General features: G+C 68.5%; 14 protein-coding genes and 1 pseudogene. 10 read left to right on the top strand and 5 right to left on the bottom strand.

The window, feature by feature from the left end:
• Positions 1-114 precede the first annotated feature (114 nt).
• From ACIHAO_RS25135 to ACIHAO_RS25105, 7 genes are all read left to right on the top strand, one after another.
• Entirely contained in the window at positions 115-1377 is a 1263-nt protein-coding gene (locus ACIHAO_RS25135; RefSeq protein WP_396561668.1) for a glutamate-cysteine ligase family protein, read from the top strand.
• Positions 1374-2723, top strand: coding sequence for an ergothioneine biosynthesis protein EgtB (gene egtB / locus ACIHAO_RS25130; RefSeq protein WP_396561666.1), 1350 nt, complete (start codon positions 1374-1376; stop codon positions 2721-2723). The genes ACIHAO_RS25135 and egtB overlap by 4 nt, the downstream gene beginning before the upstream one ends.
• Before the next feature lie 5 nt (positions 2724-2728).
• The gene (gene egtC / locus ACIHAO_RS25125) at positions 2729-3511 is read left to right on the top strand and encodes an ergothioneine biosynthesis protein EgtC (RefSeq protein WP_396561664.1); all 783 of its coding nucleotides are present in this window, start codon (positions 2729-2731) and stop codon (positions 3509-3511) included.
• Positions 3508-4485 carry an L-histidine N(alpha)-methyltransferase gene (gene egtD / locus ACIHAO_RS25120; RefSeq protein ID WP_396561662.1) on the top strand — a complete coding sequence of 326 codons (978 nt, stop codon included), beginning with the start codon at positions 3508-3510 and terminating at the stop codon, positions 4483-4485. Before egtC ends, egtD begins: the two co-directional genes overlap by 4 nt.
• Before the next feature lie 46 nt (positions 4486-4531).
• Complete coding sequence (locus ACIHAO_RS25115; protein WP_396561862.1) at positions 4532-4954, top strand: nitroreductase family deazaflavin-dependent oxidoreductase; 423 nt, start codon at positions 4532-4534, stop codon at positions 4952-4954.
• Positions 4955-5109: 155 nt separating this feature from the next.
• Positions 5110-6717: an alpha/beta hydrolase gene (locus ACIHAO_RS25110; RefSeq protein ID WP_396561660.1), complete on the top strand. Its 1608-nt coding sequence runs from the start codon at positions 5110-5112 to the stop codon at positions 6715-6717.
• Between the two features lie 245 nt (positions 6718-6962).
• Positions 6963-7682 (top strand): nucleotidyltransferase domain-containing protein, encoded by a 720-nt coding sequence (locus tag ACIHAO_RS25105; protein WP_396561658.1) that lies wholly within the window; start codon positions 6963-6965, stop codon positions 7680-7682.
• Here the strand turns inward: ACIHAO_RS25105 and ACIHAO_RS25100 are convergent.
• Genes ACIHAO_RS25100 through ACIHAO_RS25090 form a run of 3 tightly spaced genes read right to left on the bottom strand, consistent with a single transcriptional unit; the run spans position 7672 to position 10360 of the window.
• Positions 7672-8019, bottom strand: a complete 348-nt coding sequence (locus tag ACIHAO_RS25100; RefSeq protein ID WP_396561656.1) for a darcynin family protein — start codon at positions 8017-8019, stop codon at positions 7672-7674. The genes ACIHAO_RS25105 and ACIHAO_RS25100 overlap by 11 nt on opposite strands.
• Before the next feature lie 15 nt (positions 8020-8034).
• On the bottom strand, positions 8035-8925 hold the full coding sequence (locus tag ACIHAO_RS25095; RefSeq protein ID WP_396561654.1) for an SDR family oxidoreductase: 891 nt from the start codon (positions 8923-8925) through the stop codon (positions 8035-8037).
• A gap of 13 nt (positions 8926-8938) precedes the next feature.
• Positions 8939-10360: an MFS transporter gene (locus ACIHAO_RS25090; RefSeq protein ID WP_396561860.1), complete on the bottom strand. Its 1422-nt coding sequence runs from the start codon at positions 10358-10360 to the stop codon at positions 8939-8941.
• A 144-nt stretch (positions 10361-10504) separates the two neighbouring features.
• Here ACIHAO_RS25090 and ACIHAO_RS25085 point away from each other — a divergent pair, with 144 nt between their 5' ends.
• The 3 genes and pseudogenes from ACIHAO_RS25085 to ACIHAO_RS25075 all read left to right on the top strand — a co-directional run.
• The gene (locus ACIHAO_RS25085) at positions 10505-11407 is read left to right on the top strand and encodes a LysR family transcriptional regulator (protein WP_396561652.1); all 903 of its coding nucleotides are present in this window, start codon (positions 10505-10507) and stop codon (positions 11405-11407) included.
• A gap of 112 nt (positions 11408-11519) precedes the next feature.
• The gene (locus tag ACIHAO_RS25080) at positions 11520-12557 is read left to right on the top strand and encodes a hypothetical protein (protein ID WP_396561650.1); all 1038 of its coding nucleotides are present in this window, start codon (positions 11520-11522) and stop codon (positions 12555-12557) included.
• Positions 12558-12749: 192 nt separating this feature from the next.
• Positions 12750-13193 (top strand): annotated as a pseudogene (locus ACIHAO_RS25075) (MgtC/SapB family protein); the annotation flags it as partial.
• A gap of 126 nt (positions 13194-13319) precedes the next feature.
• Here the strand turns inward: ACIHAO_RS25075 and ACIHAO_RS25070 are convergent.
• Both ACIHAO_RS25070 and acnA read right to left on the bottom strand, forming a co-directional pair.
• Entirely contained in the window at positions 13320-14123 is an 804-nt protein-coding gene (locus tag ACIHAO_RS25070) for an alpha/beta fold hydrolase (protein ID WP_396561648.1), read from the bottom strand.
• Positions 14124-14196: 73 nt separating this feature from the next.
• The gene (gene acnA, locus ACIHAO_RS25065) at positions 14197-17007 is read right to left on the bottom strand and encodes an aconitate hydratase AcnA (RefSeq protein WP_396561646.1); all 2811 of its coding nucleotides are present in this window, start codon (positions 17005-17007) and stop codon (positions 14197-14199) included.
• Positions 17008-17340: the final 333 nt, after the last annotated feature.

Genomic DNA, 17340 nt, shown 5'->3' with positions numbered 1-17340 from the left:
GCTGGGCCGCCGATCCTGCCCGGCGAGAACCGGACTGATTTTGTCGGACCTCGCGTGTAGCGTCCGAAGTCAAGGTTTTCTCACTGATCGGACAACCGACTGGACGGCGGAAAGATGACTACTGTTCATGATTTCCCCGAGAAGTCCGGGAGCGCGTCGAACGCGACGGCGAAGGTCCTCTCGGACCGCGCCGAGGGCGAGGCGTATGTGGCTTCCGTGTGCTTCAAGCACGGGCCACCGAGACTTCTCGGCGTGGAGCTGGAATTCACCGTGCACTACGCCGACGAGCCCGCCCGGCCTCTCGACCCCGACGATCTCGCCACCGCGCTCGGCCCGCACACCCCGCGGACACTGAGCCCCGACAGCCCCGCCCTCCCGCTTCCGGCAGGTTCGCCGCTGAGCCTCGAGCCCGGATGTCAGGTGGAGATCTCCGCTCAACCACAGACCACGCTGCGCCACCTGGACGCCGTCGTCTCGGCCGATCTGGCCCACCTCGAAAATCTTCTCGCCGCCCGAGGCCTGTGCCTGGGTGATTCCGGGATAGACAGGCATCGCGCCCCTGTCCGCAAACTGGGCACACCGCGCTACGCCGCGATGGAACGCCGCTTCGCCCCCATGGGCACCGGGGGCGCGACGATGATGTGCAGCACCGCCGGCCTGCAGGTCTGCGTGGACACCGGTGAAGCAGGCGACCTCGCCGACCGGTGGGCCGCCGTCCACGCGCTGGGTCCGCCCTTGCTGGCCACCTTCGCCAACTCCCGGGTCCATGCCGGACGCGACACCGGCCACGCGTCCGCGCGCTGGCTGGCCGTGATGGAAACGGAAAACGTCCGCACCCGCTCGGCGGAGCCGACGATGGATCCGGCGGGGGAGTGGGCACGCAGGATCCTGGACACCCCGCTGATGGTCCTGCCCGGCCGTGACGGCCACTGGGACGCGCCGGATTCCCTGACCTTCGCCGACTGGATCGACGGACGGGGCGAAGCGGCCCGTCTCGGCAGGCCGACCGAGGACGACCTCGCCTATCACCTGACGACCTTCTTCACCCCGGTCCGCCCACAGGGGTATCTGGAGATCCGCTACCTGGACGCCCAGCCCGCCGCCAAGTGGCTGCATCCGGTGGCGCTGCTGGCCGCACTTCTCGCCCGCCCGTCCACAGTGGACAGAGTGCTCGAACTGTGCGAACCGGTCGCGGGCCGATGGGAATGCGCGGCCCGGTTCGGCCTTGCCGACCGGGCGATCGCCGCCGTGGCGAGCGAGGTGGTGGACCTCGGCTGTGCCGAACTCGGCGTGACCGGTCTGCCGCCGGAGACCATCACAGAGATCAGCGAGGGCGTGCAGTCCCTCGTGCGCGGTTCGAGGAGCCACCAGTCATGAGCGTGGAAAGCACCGAGACCAACCCGCTTCGCGCGCTGAGCCCGCAAGACCTGCGGGCCCACGCGGCCGAGGCGCTCACCAGGGCCCGCGAGCGCAGTGTCGCGTTGACGGACGTCGATGACGAAGAGCTGGTCCGCCAGCATTCGAAACTGATGTCGCCGCTGGTCTGGGACCTCGCGCACATCGGCAGCCAGGAGGAACTCTGGCTGGTGCGCGACGTCGGCGGCCGCGAGGCGCTCCGGCCCGACATCGACGACATCTACGACGCGTTCCAGCACGCCCGCGCGGATCGTCCGGCGCTGCCGCTGCTGGGCCCGGAGGAAGCCCGCAAATACGTCCGCGAGGTCAGGGAGAAGTCCTTCGACATCCTGGAAACCGTTCCACTGCAAGGCAGGCGGCTCACCGAGGACGCTTTCGCCTTCGGCATGATCACCCAGCACGAGCAGCAGCACGACGAGACGATGCTGGCCACGCACCAGCTTCGCAAGGGTGATCCGGTGCTGCACGCGCCCGCCCCGCCACCGTCGAGGTCGGGGCCGTTGCCCGCGGAGGTGTTCGTGCCCGGTGGCGCTTTCACCATGGGCACCTCAGCCGAACCGTGGGCGCTGGACAACGAGCGCCCCGCGCACGAGGTCGCGGTGGAGGCGTTCTTCATCGACACCACTCCGGTCACCTGCGGGGCGTACGCCGAGTTCCTCGACTCCGGGGGCTACCAAGACCCGAAGTGGTGGAGTCAACGAGGCTGGGCGTACCGCAGCGAGCACGGCATCGACGCGCCTCGCTTCTGGAAGCGGGAACAGGACGGCTGGTGGCGGACGCGGTTCGGCGTCTACGAGAAAGCGCCCGCGGCGGAACCCGTCGTCCACGTCTCCTTCCACGAGGCCGAGGCGTACGCCGCCTGGGCCGGACGGCGGCTGCCGACGGAACCGGAGTGGGAGAAGGCCGCCCGGTTCGACCCGGTGACCGGCCGTTCGCGCCGGTTCCCCTGGGGCGACGAGGAACCCGGCCCCGACCACGCCAACCTCGGGCAGCGGCACCTGCGGCCCGCGGAGGCAGGCGCATATCCGGCGGGGGCCTCGCCGCTGGGTGTGCACCAGCTGATCGGCGACGTCTGGGAGTGGACCAGCAGCGGGTTCGAGGCGTATCCGGGATTCTCCGCGTTCCCGTACAAGGAGTATTCGGAGGTGTTCTTCGGCGGGGACTACCGGGTCCTGCGCGGTGGCTCGTTCGGCACGGACGCGGCGGCCATCCGCGGCACGTTCCGCAACTGGGATCACCCGATCCGGCGGCAGATCTTCTCCGGGTTCCGCTGTGCCCGGGACGCGCGGCCGAGCGAGGTGGCCTGAGCGGCATGTGCCGTCACCTCGCGTATCTCGGCGAGCCGCGTTCGCCCGCCGAGACGCTCTTTCACGCCCCTCATTCACTGCTCGTGCAGTCCTACGCCCCCGATGACATGCGGGGCGGCGGCTCCGTCAACGCGGACGGGTACGGCCTCGGCTGGTACGCCGAAGGTCCCGAACCGCTGCGGCTGCGCCGGTCCGCTCCCTTGTGGACGGACGGTGACCTGCCCGCGCTGGCCGGATCGGTCCGGTCGCACGCCTTCATGGCCGCGGTCCGGAACGGTACGACGGGGATGCCCGTCGTCGAGGCGGCGAACGCGCCGTTCACCGGCGGCGGCTACCTCTTCAGCCACAACGGGCTGGTGAGGGGCTGGCCGGATTCGGTGGCCGAGCTCGCCGCGAAACTACCGATCACCCGCCTGCTGACCCTGGAGGCGACCACGGATTCGGTACTGCTGTGGGCTTTGCTGCGTGAGCGGCTCGAGGCGGGTGAAGACCCGCTCGCGGCCGTCACCTGGCTGACCGAAGTGGTCGAGGAGGCGGGGCCGGGTTCACGGCTCAACCTCCTGCTGACCGACGGCCGGACGCTCATCGGTACCGCGTGGACGCATTCCCTGTGCTATCTGGACACCGGCGACGGTGTGCTCGTCGCGTCGGAACCGTGTGACGACGATCCCGGCTGGATTCCCGTTCCCGACCACCACGCCGTCCGGGTGACCGGCGCGGGCGTGGACATCATCGCCCTTCAAGAAAACGCCGCCCTCGAAGCCGATCGGAGCCCTGAGGCACGATGACCGAAGTCGACCTCGACGTACACCACAGCGAATCGGACATCACCGAGCAGCTGCGCGCGGACGTCCGCGCCGGCCTGGAAGCGGACCAGAAATGGCTGTCGCCCAAATGGTTCTACGACGCGCGCGGCAGCGAACTGTTCGAGAAGATCACCGCCCTTCCCGAGTACTACCCGACCCGCAGCGAACGGGAGGTGCTCGCCGCGCGCGGTGGTGAGATAGCCGAAAGCTCGGGCGCGCACACCCTGGTCGAACTCGGCTCCGGATCGAGTGAGAAGACCAGGCTCCTGCTCGACGCGCTGACGAACCACGGCACCTTGAAGGAGTTCGTCCCGCTCGACGTCTCCGAAACCGCGCTCGCCGAAGCCGCGGAAGCCATCACGGCCGACTACCCGTCCCTCGAAGTCCGTGGCGTGGTCGGCGACTTCACGCGGCATCTCGACCTGCTGCCGGGTGACCGGCCGCGGCTGGTGGTCTTCCTCGGTGGCACGATCGGCAACTTCCTCCCCGCCGATCGCGCCACCTTCCTGCGCTCGGTCCGCGAGGTGCTCGACGAAGGGGAGTGGCTCCTGCTCGGGACGGACCTGGTGAAGGACAGGGAAACGCTGGAGCGTGCCTACGACGACGCGGCCGGGGTCACCGCCGAGTTCAACCGCAACATGCTCCACGTGATCAACAACGGCCTCGGCGCGAACTTCGATCCGGCCGCCTTCGACCACGTCTCGTATTGGGACGAGGAGAACGAATGGATCGAAATGCGCCTGCGTGCCCGTGAGCCGCTGACCATCCACATCCCCGGTGCGGACCTGCGGGTGAAGTTCGCCGAGGGCGAGTACGTGCGCACGGAGATCTCCGCGAAGTTCCGGCGGGAGGGAATCGCCGCGGAACTGGCCGAAGCCGGGTTCTCGGTGGAGAAATGGTGGACGGACTCGGAATCGCGGTTCGGCGTGAGCCTGGCAAGATCTGTCCGTGGCTAACCCTCTCACGTCGCTCGCCCGCGCGCTCGGCACGAAACCGTGGCTGATGGGGCTCGCGGGCGGGATCATCTGGGTGGACAAGAGACTCCACCGCCTGTTCAAAGGGAAGGTGAGCCTGGTCGCGCTGGCCGGGCTCCCTTCCTTGCGGCTGACCACGATCGGCCGCAAGAGCGGGCTGTCCCGCGCTACCAACCTTCTGTACTTCCCGCACGGGGAGGATTTCGTGCTCGTCGGCTCCAATTGGGGGAGACCGAACGATCCCGCGTGGACACACAATCTGCGCGCGCGTCCGGACGCGGTCGTCGCACTGGCAGGCAAGGAGATCCCGGTCAGGGCCAGGGAACTCCTCGGTGAGGAGTACGAAGCGATGTGGAAACTGCTGCTGGACTTCTGGCCCGGTTACTCCATGGAAGCCCACGCCGCTCGCCGTGTGTTACCGATTTTCGAGCTGAAGACCACCACTCGATAGGTTCGTACCATCCTTTCGGCCGGTGACTGGGTTACCGGCTTGTGCGAGGCTCGCTTGGTGTTACGCGCCGTGACGTCGGCGGCGCATGGTGCGACGTGTCCGTCACGTCGCCAGCCGAGGGAGGAGTCGTTTTGCCGAGATCCACAAGGAGGCCGGTGCGCGGTTTCGCACTGGTAGGGGCACTCGTGGCCGGCGCCGCGTTGACCGGTGCGTCCGGGACGGCGGTCGCCGCACCGGAAGCCGGGACGCCGGCCGCCCAAGTCGGTGCGACGGCGCCGGTGACCTGGGGTGCCTGCACAGCGGACCAGATCCGCGGTGTTCCCGCCGACCAGGTCAAGTTCTACAGCTGCGCGCGGTATCGCGTGCCGATCGACCACGACAACGCGGCGCTCGGCACCATCGACATCGCGATGCTGAAGCGGGCGGCGAAGACGCCCGACAAGAAGGTCGGTTCGCTGTTCCTCAACCCGGGCGGCCCCGGTGGCTCCGGATTCCGGATGCCTATCGGTGCGGTGAACTACTTCCAGCCGCAGGTGCTCGACCGGTTCGACCTGATCGGGTTCGACCCGCGCGGGGTCGGCGCCAGCAACCCGCTCAAATGCTTCACCACGCAGGAGGACGCGAACGACGTCTTCGCCGCGCAGATCCCCGTGCCGTTGTCGCGGCAGGAGATCTCCGGCACGCTCGCGTCGTACCGCGACTACGGCCAGTTCTGCAAGAACAACGCCGGCGCGCTGCTGAACCACATGTCCACCAAGGACGTCGTGCGTGACCTCGACAAGATGCGGGCCGCCGTCGGCGACCAGAAGCTGACCTTCGTCGGCTTCTCGTACGGCACCTTGATCGGGTCGACGTACACGTCGATGTTCCCGAAGCAGAGCCGCGCGATCGTCATCGACGGCAACGTCGACCCGGCACTGCGCACCAGCGACGGCGTGCAGTACGACCGCGAGCGCGCTCGCGGGTTCGAGATCGCGCTGGACGCCTTCCTGCGTAAGTGCGCGCAGGTCGGGCCGAAGTGCTCCTTCAGCCCGGGCACGCCGCGGGAGAAGTTCGACGAGATCCGCGATCACCTGCGCCAGCAGCCGATCAAGCTGCCGGACGGGAGCAACTACGACATCAACGCGTTCACCAGCACGGTGGCCGGGGTGCTGTACTCGCCGACGTCGTTCCCGCCGCTGGCCGACGACCTGCAGGCGCTGTACAACGTCGTCCACCCGCCGGCGGCGCAGGCGCAGACGGCACGGGCCGTCGAGCTGAAGGTGCTGCGGTCGGGAGCGAACGGGCGTGCGGACGCGAACCCGGACAGCCCGTACGTCGGCGACGACTCCTACTTCGCCGTGAACTGCTCCGACAAGAAGATCACGATCAAGCAGGAGAAGGTCCCGGAGATCGCCGCGAAGTGGGAGAAGGAATCGCCCACTTTCGGTCGCTACCAGGCGTTCTCGGATGTGGCAGGCTGCCCGGTGTGGCCGGTGAAGAAGCCGGACGTCTACCGCGGCCCGTGGCAGGCCAAGACCGACACCCCGGTCCTGGTCGTCGGCAACTACTACGACCCGGCGACCCAGTACCTGTTCTCGAAGCGGATGGCCGACCAGCTGGGGAACGCCCGGCTGCTCTCGGTCGATGCCTTCGGGCACTGCATCCTTGGCGACTCGCTCGGGGTGGACAAGGTGACGGCCGACTACCTGATCGATCTGAAGGTCCCGGCCAACGGCCAGGTGTTCCAGCCGAACGTCCAGCCGTTCGAAACCACTGCCTGATCCTGGGCTCGTGAACACGAAGGCCACCGTCGCGGCGGTGGCCTTCGTGGCGTCCGGGGACCGGTCCCGAACATCCCGGCCTAGGGTTCCGGCGGGGAGGCCGGATCACCCGGACGGGATTCTCGTCCGGGTGACCCGGGTGGGTAACCAGGGCACCGGCTACGGCCAAGGTCGCGGCCGCCGGTGTACCTGGCCGCCCACCGTTGACCGGGATCGGGAGCCGCTCGCTGGGGCATGCTGGGACGATGGATCCCGTTCGCACCGCCTGTGATCTCGTCACCGCTCGCTTCCCCGACGCGCGCGCCGCGTTTCTGGGCGGCAGCGCGAACACCATGCGTCGGACACCGTTCTCGGATCTCGACATCGTCGTATTCCTCGAGGGCCCGCTCGCGCCGTACCGCGAGACGACCGAGCACGCGGACCTGCCGGTGGAGTGGTTCTGCCACACCGCGGAGTCCTACGACGAGTTCGTCGAGCGGGAGACGTCGGACCGGCGCTCGCCCTTGTTGCACATGTGCGGCGAAGGCGTCGTACTGCTGGACAGGAACGGTTCGGGCCGCCGGACGCAGGAGGAAGCCCTGACGCGGTTGCGTGCCGGGCCTCCTCCGCTTTCCCGTGCCGAGCTGGAAGATCGCCGCTACGAGCTCACCGGCCAGCTGGATGATCTCGCCGGCGCGGATGATCCCGACGAACTCGTCTTCATCGCCGACAGGCTGCTGGTCGCGGTGGCCGAGCTGATCCTTGTCGTGCGGCGGAGATGGTGTTCGCACGGCAAGTGGTTGCTCAGACGCCTCCGGGAAGCCGATCCCGAGACCAGCCGGGAACTTCTGCTCGGTTACCGGCAGGTCGTGTGCGCGGCGGATCCGGACTTGCTGCGGCGGGTCGCCGCCGATGTCCTCGACGGCGTCGGAGGCCGTCTCGTGGTGGGCTACCGGCGGGACGCGCCCACCGGCTTCAGACGTTGACGCTCGCGTAGGCGTCCAACCCGTAGTTCGTGGCGTATGCGTTCTCGACGCCGACCAGAAGGTCGACGACCTCGAAATACCGGTCCCAGAACGGCGTCTCGCGCAGCGCCTCGATGAGCAGTTGGTACGAGTGGTGGTCCTCGGCCTCCCAGACCCACACATCGGTCACTCGCGCGGAGTAGAACTCGGTGTCGAAGAACCGGGACCGGACTCCTTTCACCTTGCTCTCGATCGCCGGGAGCACCTCGGTCTTGAAGGCCTCCACCCGTTGCTCGACGGTGAGGCCGAGCCATTCCGGCGTGGTCTTCACCAGCATGAAAGCGGTCACTTCGGACATGGTGGTTCCTTTCGATCAGGCGTACGCGCCGGCTTCGATGTCCTCGGCGAGGCTCGGTCCGTACGGCGTCCACTTGAGGAGTTCGCGGGTTCGATCACTGGACGCGGACATGTCCAGCGCGAAGAACCGGCCGACGAAACCGAAGTGTTCGCCTGCCTTCTCCGGTGCCACGGAAACCACCGGGACGTCGAGCATCCGTCCGACGGCCTCGGCGATTTCCCGTGTCGTGACGGCTTCCTCGGCGACGGCGTGCAGCAGCGAGCCGGTGGGCGCGCCTTCCAGGCCCAGCCGGACGAGCCGGGCCGCGTCGGTGCGGTGCACGGCGGCCCAGGAGGCGGTGCCGTCACCGAGGTAGCCGGACACGCCGTGTTCGCGGGCCGCCGCGACGAGGGCGGAGACGAAACCGTGATCGCCCACGCCGTGCACCGACGGTGCGAAGCGGGCACTGATCACCCGCATACCTTTCTCGGCGTACTCGAGCGCGAGGTTCTCGCTACCGCCCCGATGGGTGCCGGGGCCGATGGCGGGGGAGAGGTCGCTTTCGGTGGCGGGCCTGCCCTTGGCCAGGGTCGAGAGTCCGGCGGCGAGCACGAAAGCCCGGCACGTCCCGGTCAAAGCGTCCGCGAAGGTCTGGACGGCGGCCCGCTCGGCCCGGTTGGATTCGGCGGGGTTGCCCCAGTCGTGTTTGTTCGCCAGGTGGATGACGGCCTCGGCCTCTTCGGCGCCCGCGCGGAGGCCGTCGAGGTCGTCCAGGTCGCCGCGCCGAATCCTCGCGCCCTTCCGCTCCAGCGCGGCCGCGGAAGCCTCCGACCGGGCGAGGCCGGTGACCTCGTGGCCGGCGTCGAGCAACTCGTCCACGACGGCCGAGCCGATCCAGCCGGTCGCCCCGGTGACGAATACGTGCATGGGAGTACTCCTTTTACTTGGTATCACGGGAAAGACGGGACTGCAGGACGACGAGCGCCCCGAGGACGAGCACGCTCACGCCGATCACCCGGAGGGCCGTGCTCGCGCCGGTGACGAACGCGGAGACCACTTCGGGCGCGCGGCCGGGCGCGGTGACGGCCAGCGCCTGCGCGACGGTGTGCGGATCGTGCTCGGCGTGGATGTCCGGCGGAAGCGCGGCCACGAAGCGTCCGGTGAGAACGGTGCCGATGACGGTGACGCCGAGTGCGCTGCCGAATTCGCGGGTGGTGGCCTGAAGTCCGGCGCCGACACCGGCCTGTGCGGGCGGCAGCGAACCGGAGATCGCGGCGGACAGCGTCGGAAGGGCCAGCGTGACACCGATACCGGTCACCACGAGCCAGGCCGCGTACACCGGGTACGGCGTCGAACTGTCGCTTGTGGACAGTCCGATGAGGCCGCAGCCGCAGAAGACGAACGCGATGGCGACCGTGGCGTCGACGCCGACGCGGCGGACGAGCCTGCCGACGTGCCGCGCGCCGAGGATGACCGGGACGGTCAGCGGGATGATCCCGAGCCCGGTCAGCAGGACATCGAAACCCTTGCCGTACTGGAGGAAGGACGCGTTGACGTAGAACAGCGCGAACATCCCGAAGAAGATCGTGGTCATGCCGAGACAGGCACTGCGCAGCGCGGGCACACGGAACAACCGGGGATCGAGCAGTGGGTGCCGGGCCCTCAGTTCGACGACCGTCCACAAGGTGAACAGCAGGACCGCGCCGGCGAATCCGGCCAGGACGATCGGGCTTCCCCAACCCTCTTCGGGCCCTTCGACGATGCCGAGTAACAACGCGACCGACGCGCCGACGAGGAGGGCGGCGCCGAGGAGGCTGAGCGGCCGGTCGTTCCGAGGGGACACCGGCGCGATCCGGGCGACGAACGCGGCGAGCACGACGGTGAGCGGGACGACGGCCGCGAACAACCAGCGCCACGATCCGCCCGCCAGCAGCGCGCCACCGCCGGCGTTTCCCACGACACCGCCGATCCCGGTCATCGACGCCCAGGTCGCGATCGTCACGCCCTTGCGCTCGGCGGGTACGGCGTGCAGCAGCACGGCGAGCGTGTTGGGCAGCACCGCGGCGGCCCCGATCCCGGTGACAGCCCGGCCCGCCAGCAGGATCGGCACGTTCGGCGCGATCGCCGACAGCAGCGCGCCGATCGCGAACAGGGCCAGGCCGGCGAGCAGGACCCCCTTGCGGCCGAAGCGGTCGCCCGCCGCGCCGCCGGGGATCACGAGGCAGGCGAAGAAGACGACGTAGGTGTCGACGATCCAGATCAGCGCCGACGCGGACGGGTGGAGGTCGCTCGCGGCCAGCATCGGGACGGCGAGGTTGATGGCGGCGACCATCCCGACCACGAGTACGACACAGGCGCACATGGCGGTCAGCAGGCCGCGTCGGTCCGCTGCGGCTTCGGGGGCGTCACGGAGTTGGAGTCGGAGTGGCATGTCCACGACGCTATGGGCCAGCACATTCTTCGTGCCACGCAACTTTGACAAGTAGTAGTTGCGTACCGTGCAACTATGGATCAACTGGACCTCAACCTTTTGCGGGTGTTCGACGCCCTGCTGCGGGAGGGCAGCGTGACGGCGGCCGCCGAACGACTGCACCTGTCGATCCCGGCGGCGAGCCGGGCGCTGGGCCGGTTGCGGCGGGCGATGGGGGATCCGATCCTGGTACGCGCCGGACGCGGGATGGTGCCGACGCCGTTCGCACTCCGGACCGCCCCGCGCGTGCGGTCGCTGCTCGACGAGGCATCGGCACTGATCAGCGCCGACCGTGACCTCGCGATCACCGACCTCGAACGCACCTTCACCATCCGCATCAACGACGGTGTCGCGGCGACGCTGGCGACGGCGGCCGTCGAGGCGACCGCCGCCGTCGCGCCGGGTGTGGTCCTGCGTTTCGTCGCCGAGGGCAGCGAGAGCACCGAGGCGTTGCGAGACGGATCGGTGGACCTGGACATCGGCGCGGGCGACATCGCGGCGCCCGACATCCATTCGACCCTGCTGTACCACGAACGCGTGGTCGCGATCGTCCGGGCGGACGGCCCGCTCGGCGGCGTACGTCGTCCGACGCTGGCGCGGCTTTGCCGATATCCCCATGTTTCCGCTTCCCGGCGCGGCAGAGGCAGGGGACCGCTCGACGACGTGCTCGAAGCGGCCGGTCTCCAGCGCCGGGTCGCGGCGGTCGTCCCCACTTCCGCCGTCGCCGCGTTCCTGGTCGCTTCGAGCGACTACATCGGTCTCGCGCCGCAGCGGCTCGCCGAGCAGTACGGCCGGTCACTCGGCATCCGCTGGTTCCCGGTCCCCGCCGATCTCCCGGCGATCGAGGTCTGCCAGCTCTGGCACGCGCGGCTCGACGCCGATCCGGCCCAGCGCTGGCTGCGCGACACGATCCGCGACGCGTTCAGCCCCCGGCCCTGACGCCGTTTCTTCCTGTTTTCCCAGTGCGGAAATGGCCTGGAACGACTGCTGTCCCGTTGTTAAGGTGATCTTGGTTCTGCGGCGTGTGCCGCAAATGGGGGAAGGAAACCTTTTGCGTACCAAGAGAACTCTGTCCATCGCCGGAGTGTCGGCTGTCGCGCTGGCCGTGCTCGTGCCCGGCTCGGCCTCGGCGGCCCCTGTCCTTGCCGAGCTTCCCGCGCTGCCCGGTTCGTCGGTCGCGGGCGCGGCCGGGATCAACGACAGCGGGGTGGCGGCCGGCTGGTCACGGGCGGGCGGCACCTCGCACGCCGTGCGCTGGAGCGCGGACGGCAAGGTCACCGATCTCGGCACCGCGGCTGGCGACACCCGGAGCGAGGCCACCGCGATCAACAACGCGGGCACCATCGTCGGACTGTCCTCGAACAGCAAGGGGAAGCGCGCGGTCAGCTGGGCCGCCGACGGCCGGGTCACGGTCCTGGACTCCCTCGCGGAGACCATGTATTGCCAGGCGGACGCGATCAACGCGACCGGTGAGATCACCGGCTACTGCTCGGCTTCCGACTCGAGCTACTACGGGCGCCCGGTCCGCTGGAGCGCCGACGGCAAGGTGACCGAACTGGCCACCCTCGCCGGCGGGACCTCCGGCCGGGCGTTGACGATCGCCGACGACGGCACCGTCGCGGGCTGGTCGAACGCGCAGGACCACGCGACGCACGCGACCCGGTGGTCGGCGGACGGCACCGTCGCCGAATTGCGATACCTGCCGTCGGGCTACTTCGCGGAAGCGATGGACATCGCCGCCGACGGGACGATCGTCGGCCGGGTGCAGCGGTCGATCGGCTCCAGCTATGGCGTGTCCGCCACGCGGTGGAAGGCGGACGGTGTCGTCACGGACCTCGGCGGGTTCCCGCTCACCGACAAGCCGTCCAGCGAAGCGCGGGCAGCAGGCCCGGACAACACCGCGGTCGGTATGTCGAAGGACACAGAAGGTCGCTACACCGCCGTCCGCTGGAACTCCGACGGAAGCCTCACCGACCTCGGAAGGGCGGCTGGAGCAGGGCCGGGAACCATCACCTTCGCGACTTCGGTCAACGTTCACGGCGTGATCGTCGGCCGGTCCGGCGCGGTCGCCGTGCGCTGGAAGCCCTGAGCGGCGTGGTATCTTCCGAAGGTTGATCAACACCGTTCGAGTACGAAAGCGAGGTGAGCGGCACATGCCGGAAGACAGTTCTGGATCGACCGGAAGCGGTCGCCGTTCACCCGTGTGCGCGGTGCGCTGACCTTTTCCGGTCGCCTTTCCCTGTCTGGCTTTGTGTACGCACGCCAGAAAAGAGCCGGAATCATGAACACCTTCGAAATGCTGCTCAGGGTCGGCACCGGCGTCGGCCTCGGCGCGGTCATCGGGATCGAGCGCCAGTACCGCGCCAGGATGGCCGGTCTCCGCACCAACGCCCTCGTCGCCGTCGGCGCGACCCTCTTCGTCCTGTTGTCCGCCCACGGTTTCGGCGGCCTGAACACCAGTGGTGACGCCGACCCGACGCGGGTGGCCGCCCAGATCGTCTCCGGCATCGGATTCCTCGGCGCCGGCGTGATCCTGCGGGACGGGCTCAACGTGCGCGGGCTCAACACCGCCGCCACCCTGTGGTGCTCCGCAGCCGTCGGATCCCTTGCGGGAGCGGGACTTTACGTCGTCGCGCTCGCCGGGACCGTAGTGATCGTCGGGGTCAACGTGTTGCTGCGGCCGCTCGGCCGCGTGGTGGACCGCCGCCCGGACCACCAGAACGAGGAAGAGCGGGAAACCGCCTAGCGTCGCCTGCTCGTCGGCTGGGTCGTGAAGGACTCCTTGAGGGACCCAGAGTCCCTCAAGGAGTCCTTCACGGACCGGAACCGCGACACGGCCTGCGGGGTCACCTCACGAGCAGGCCAGGAACTCCAGCAATATCCGCGAGAACTCGGCGGGTTTCTCCAGATTGGTCATGTGCGCGACCCCGGGAACGACGAGTTTCCGGGCGTCGCGTGCTTCGCTTTCGATCTGGTCAGAGATGGCGAGGATGTCCGAGGAATCCAGATCGCCCACCAAGGTCAACGTGCGCGGGGACAGGTCGCCGATGCGCTCGATGGCCCGCAGTTCGTCCATCAGCGTGAAGCCGGAGAGCCCGTGCCGCACGATCGTCTGCGTGTACATCTCCTGACACAGCCGCCGGACGTCCTGATCGACGGCCGCGGGCGCGCGCCGCGGCCCGTCCACCCACATGCGCAGGATGCATTCGATGGCGGCGGGAAGATCACCTCGCGCGCCCGCCTCCTCGAGTTTCTTGGTCTGCTCCAAGACGAAAGGGTCCCTTGTCACCATCGAGCTGAGGCCGGTGGCCACGAGGACGAGGTTCTCGACGAGGTCCGGGTACGTCAACGCGAAGTCGACCGCGATTCGCCCGCCGCCGGACAAGCCGACCAGTGACGCGCGGGGAAGTTCCAGCGCGGCCATCAGCTCGCGGAGATCCTCGTAGTGCTTGAACCGTTCTGTCGGCGTGGACGATTCGCCATGTCCGCGCGCGTCGTACCGGATGGCGGTGTGGTGCGGTGCGAGCGCCGCCATCTCGGCGTCCCACATCCGGGAGTCGAGGATCCCGCCGTGCAGCAGGATCACCGGATCGCCTTCGCCGCGGATCTCGTACGCCAATTCGCCGTTCTCGACCTGAATTCTCCCCGTGGTCATACCGCACGGTACCGAAGAACGACGAAGGCCCCTTTCCCTGAAGTGCGGGGAAAGGGGCCGACGTGGGAGGTGCTTACGCCTGGGTCATCTTCCGCAGGACGTACTGCAGGATGCCGCCGTTGCGGTAGTAGTCCGCCTCACCAGGGGTGTCGATGCGGACGTCCGCGTCGAACTCCACCTTGGTGCCGTCGGTCTTCGTCGCGGTGACGTGGACCGTGCGCGGGGTCTCGCCGTCGTTCAGCTTCGTGATGCCCGAGATGTCGAACGTCTCGGTGCCGTCGAGGCCGAGCGACGAGGCCGACTCGCCCGCCGGGAACTGCAGCGGGATGACGCCCATGCCGATCAGGTTCGACCGGTGGATGCGCTCGAACGACTCGGTGATCACCGCGCGCACACCCAGCAGCGAGGTGCCCTTGGCCGCCCAGTCACGCGACGAACCGGAGCCGTACTCCTTGCCGCCCAGTACGACCAGCGGGATGTTCCGCTCCGCGTAGTTCTGCGCCGCGTCGTAGATGAACGCCTGCGGGGCGTCGTCCTGGGTGAAGTCGCGGGTGTAGCCGCCCTGCACGTCGTCCAGCAGCTGGTTGCGCAGCCGGATGTTCGCGAAGGTGCCACGGATCATGACCTCGTGGTTACCGCGACGCGAGCCGTAGGAGTTGAAGTCCTTCTTCTCCACGCCGTGCTCGGTCAGGTACTGCGCGGCCGGGGTGCCCGGCTTGATCGCGCCGGCGGGGGAGATGTGGTCGGTGGTGACCGAGTCGCCCAGCTTCGCCAGCACGCGCGCGCCGGCGATGTCGGTGACCGGGGCCGGCTTCGCCTGCATGCCCTCGAAGTACGGGGGCTTCCGGACGTAGGTGGACTCCGCGTCCCACTCGAAGGTCTTGCCCTCGGGGGTCGGCAGCGACTTCCACCGCTCGCCACCGTCGAAGACGTCGGCGTAGTCCTTGGTGAACATCTCCTGCGTGATCGCGTAGTCGATGGTCTCCTGGATCTCCTTGGCCGAGGGCCAGATGTCCTTCAGGAAGACGTCGTTGCCGTCGGTGTCCTGGCCGAGCGGCTGGTTCTCGAAGTCGAAGTCCATCGTGCCGGCGAGCGCGTAGGCGATGACCAGCGGCGGCGACGCGAGGTAGTTCATCTTCACGTCGGGGTTGATCCGGCCTTCGAAGTTCCGGTTGCCCGAGAGCACCGAGACCGCGGTGAGGTCGTTCTCCTGGATCGCCGCGGAGATCTCGTCCGAGAGCGGGCCCGAGTTGCCGATACACGTGGTGCAGCCGTAGCCGACCAGGTGGTAGCCCAGCTTCTCCAGGTACGGCCAGAGACCGGCCTTGTTGTAGTAGTCGGTGACGACCTGCGAACCAGGCGCCATCGAGGTCTTGACCCACGGCTTGACCGCGAGGCCCTTGTCGACCGCGTTCCGGGCGAGCAGCGCCGCGCCGAGCATGACCGACGGGTTCGAGGTGTTGGTGCAGGAGGTGATCGAGGCGATCACCACGGCGCCGTGGTCGAGGACGAACTCGCCGCGGTCCGACGTGCTGACCTTGACCGGCTTGCTCGGGCGGCCGCTGTGGCCGTTCGCCGCGGACTGGATGTCGACCGCGCCCTCGTCCTTGAACGAGAGGGCCGCCGGGTCACTGGCCGGGAAGGACTCCTCGACGGCTTCGTCGACGTTGGTGTGCGGGGTGTCCTGCTCGCCGCCGACATAGTCGTGGATCGACTTGCGGAACGAGTTCTTCGCGTCGGTGAGCTCGATGCGGTCCTGCGGGCGCTTCGGGCCGGCGATCGACGGGACGACCGTCGACAGGTCCAGCTCGATGTACTCGGAGTACTCCGGCTCGTGCGACGGGTCGTGCCAGAGGCCCTGCTCCTTGGCGTAGGCCTCGACGAGCGCGACCTGCTCCTCGGAGCGGCCGGTGAGCTTGAGGTAGCGGACGGTCTCCTCGTCGATCGGGAAGATCGCCGCGGTGGAGCCGAACTCGGGGCTCATGTTGCCGATGGTGGCGCGGTTGGCCAGCGGCACCGCGCCGACGCTCTCACCGTAGAACTCGACGAACTTGCTGACCACACCGTGCTTGCGCAGCATCTCGGTGATGGTGAGCACGACGTCGGTGGCGGTCACGCCGGTCGGGATCTCGCCGGTGAGCTTGAAGCCCACGACACGCGGGATGAGCATGGAGACCGGCTGGCCCAGCATGGCGGCCTCGGCCTCGATGCCGCCGACGCCCCAGCCCAGTACGCCGAGGCCGTTGACCATGGTGGTGTGCGAGTCGGTGCCGACGCAGGAGTCGGGGTACGCCTGACCGTTGCGGGCCATCACCGTGCGCGCGAGGTGCTCGATGTTCACCTGGTGCACGATGCCGGTGCCCGGCGGGACGACCTTGAACTCGTCGAAGGCGCCCTGGCCCCAGCGCAGGAACTGGTAGCGCTCGCGGTTGCGCTCGTACTCGATCTCGACGTTGCGCTCGAAGGCGTCCGCGCGGCCGAAGACGTCGATGATGACGGAGTGGTCGATGACCAGCTCGGCGGGGGCGAGCGGGTTGACCTTGTCCGGGTCGCCGCCGAGGTCGGTGACGGCCTCGCGCATGGTGGCGAGGTCGACGACGCAGGGCACGCCGGTGAAGTCCTGCATGATCACGCGGGCGGGCGTGAACTGGATCTCGATCGACGGGTCGGCCTTGGCGTCCCAGTTGCCGAGCGCGCGGATGTGGTCGGCGGTGATGTTCGCGCCGTCCTCGGTCCGCAGCAGGTTCTCGAGCAGGATCTTCAGGCTGTAGGGAAGGCGCTGGGAGCCCTCGACCTTGTTCAGGCGGAACACCTCGTAGGAGGCGTCGCCCACCTTCAGCGTGTCTTTGGCGCCGAAGCTGTCCTTGCTGGCGGGTGCGGTCACTTCTAACTCCAGTGGCGGGTCAGTTCGGTGAGTTCTCCAGGCCGTTCGGGTCGGCCGGGAGCGAGTCTTGCGCACCCCCACCGTAAGTCCGGACGCGGGATGGCACACCTCGTTCGTCTCTTCAAACAGTACGCCCGTCCTTTTTTAAATTCAAGTCGGCCCCCGGTTCCGGACCCTTCCCGCTCACTTTGGGAAGCAAGCCGACACGCGGGTCGCGAAGGTCTCACCGACCTGCGGCCGTTCGAGTGACGAAACGTTCGTCTGTTCGTCCCCCGTTGAGGGGAAATGGTGCCTACGGTGTGTAAGTTCCTGGTGGTGCTTCTGGTAATGCTG

This window comes from Amycolatopsis sp. NPDC052450 (genome assembly GCF_044547565.1).
GTDB lineage: Bacteria > Actinomycetota > Actinomycetes > Mycobacteriales > Pseudonocardiaceae > Amycolatopsis.
Note: the sequence above shows the minus strand (reverse complement) of the source record. Positions and strands in the feature narration are given on the sequence as shown.

Bases quoted from the DNA above. Each gene is read 5' to 3' on its own strand.
- ACIHAO_RS25135 (WP_396561668.1), top strand. From the start codon at position 115: ATGACTACTGTTCATGATTTCCCCGAGAAGTCCGGGAGCGCGTCGAAC.
- egtB (WP_396561666.1), top strand. From the start codon at position 1,374: ATGAGCGTGGAAAGCACCGAGACCAACCCGCTTCGCGCGCTGAGCCCG.
- egtC (WP_396561664.1), top strand. From the start codon at position 2,729: ATGTGCCGTCACCTCGCGTATCTCGGCGAGCCGCGTTCGCCCGCCGAG.
- egtD (WP_396561662.1), top strand. From the start codon at position 3,508: ATGACCGAAGTCGACCTCGACGTACACCACAGCGAATCGGACATCACC.
- ACIHAO_RS25115 (WP_396561862.1), top strand. From the start codon at position 4,532: ATGGGGCTCGCGGGCGGGATCATCTGGGTGGACAAGAGACTCCACCGC.
- ACIHAO_RS25105 (WP_396561658.1), top strand. From the start codon at position 6,963: ATGGATCCCGTTCGCACCGCCTGTGATCTCGTCACCGCTCGCTTCCCC.
- ACIHAO_RS25100 (WP_396561656.1), bottom strand. From the start codon at position 8,019: ATGTCCGAAGTGACCGCTTTCATGCTGGTGAAGACCACGCCGGAATGG.
- ACIHAO_RS25095 (WP_396561654.1), bottom strand. From the start codon at position 8,925: ATGCACGTATTCGTCACCGGGGCGACCGGCTGGATCGGCTCGGCCGTC.
- ACIHAO_RS25090 (WP_396561860.1), bottom strand. From the start codon at position 10,360: ATGTGCGCCTGTGTCGTACTCGTGGTCGGGATGGTCGCCGCCATCAAC.
- ACIHAO_RS25085 (WP_396561652.1), top strand. From the start codon at position 10,505: ATGGATCAACTGGACCTCAACCTTTTGCGGGTGTTCGACGCCCTGCTG.
- ACIHAO_RS25070 (WP_396561648.1), bottom strand. From the start codon at position 14,123: ATGACCACGGGGAGAATTCAGGTCGAGAACGGCGAATTGGCGTACGAG.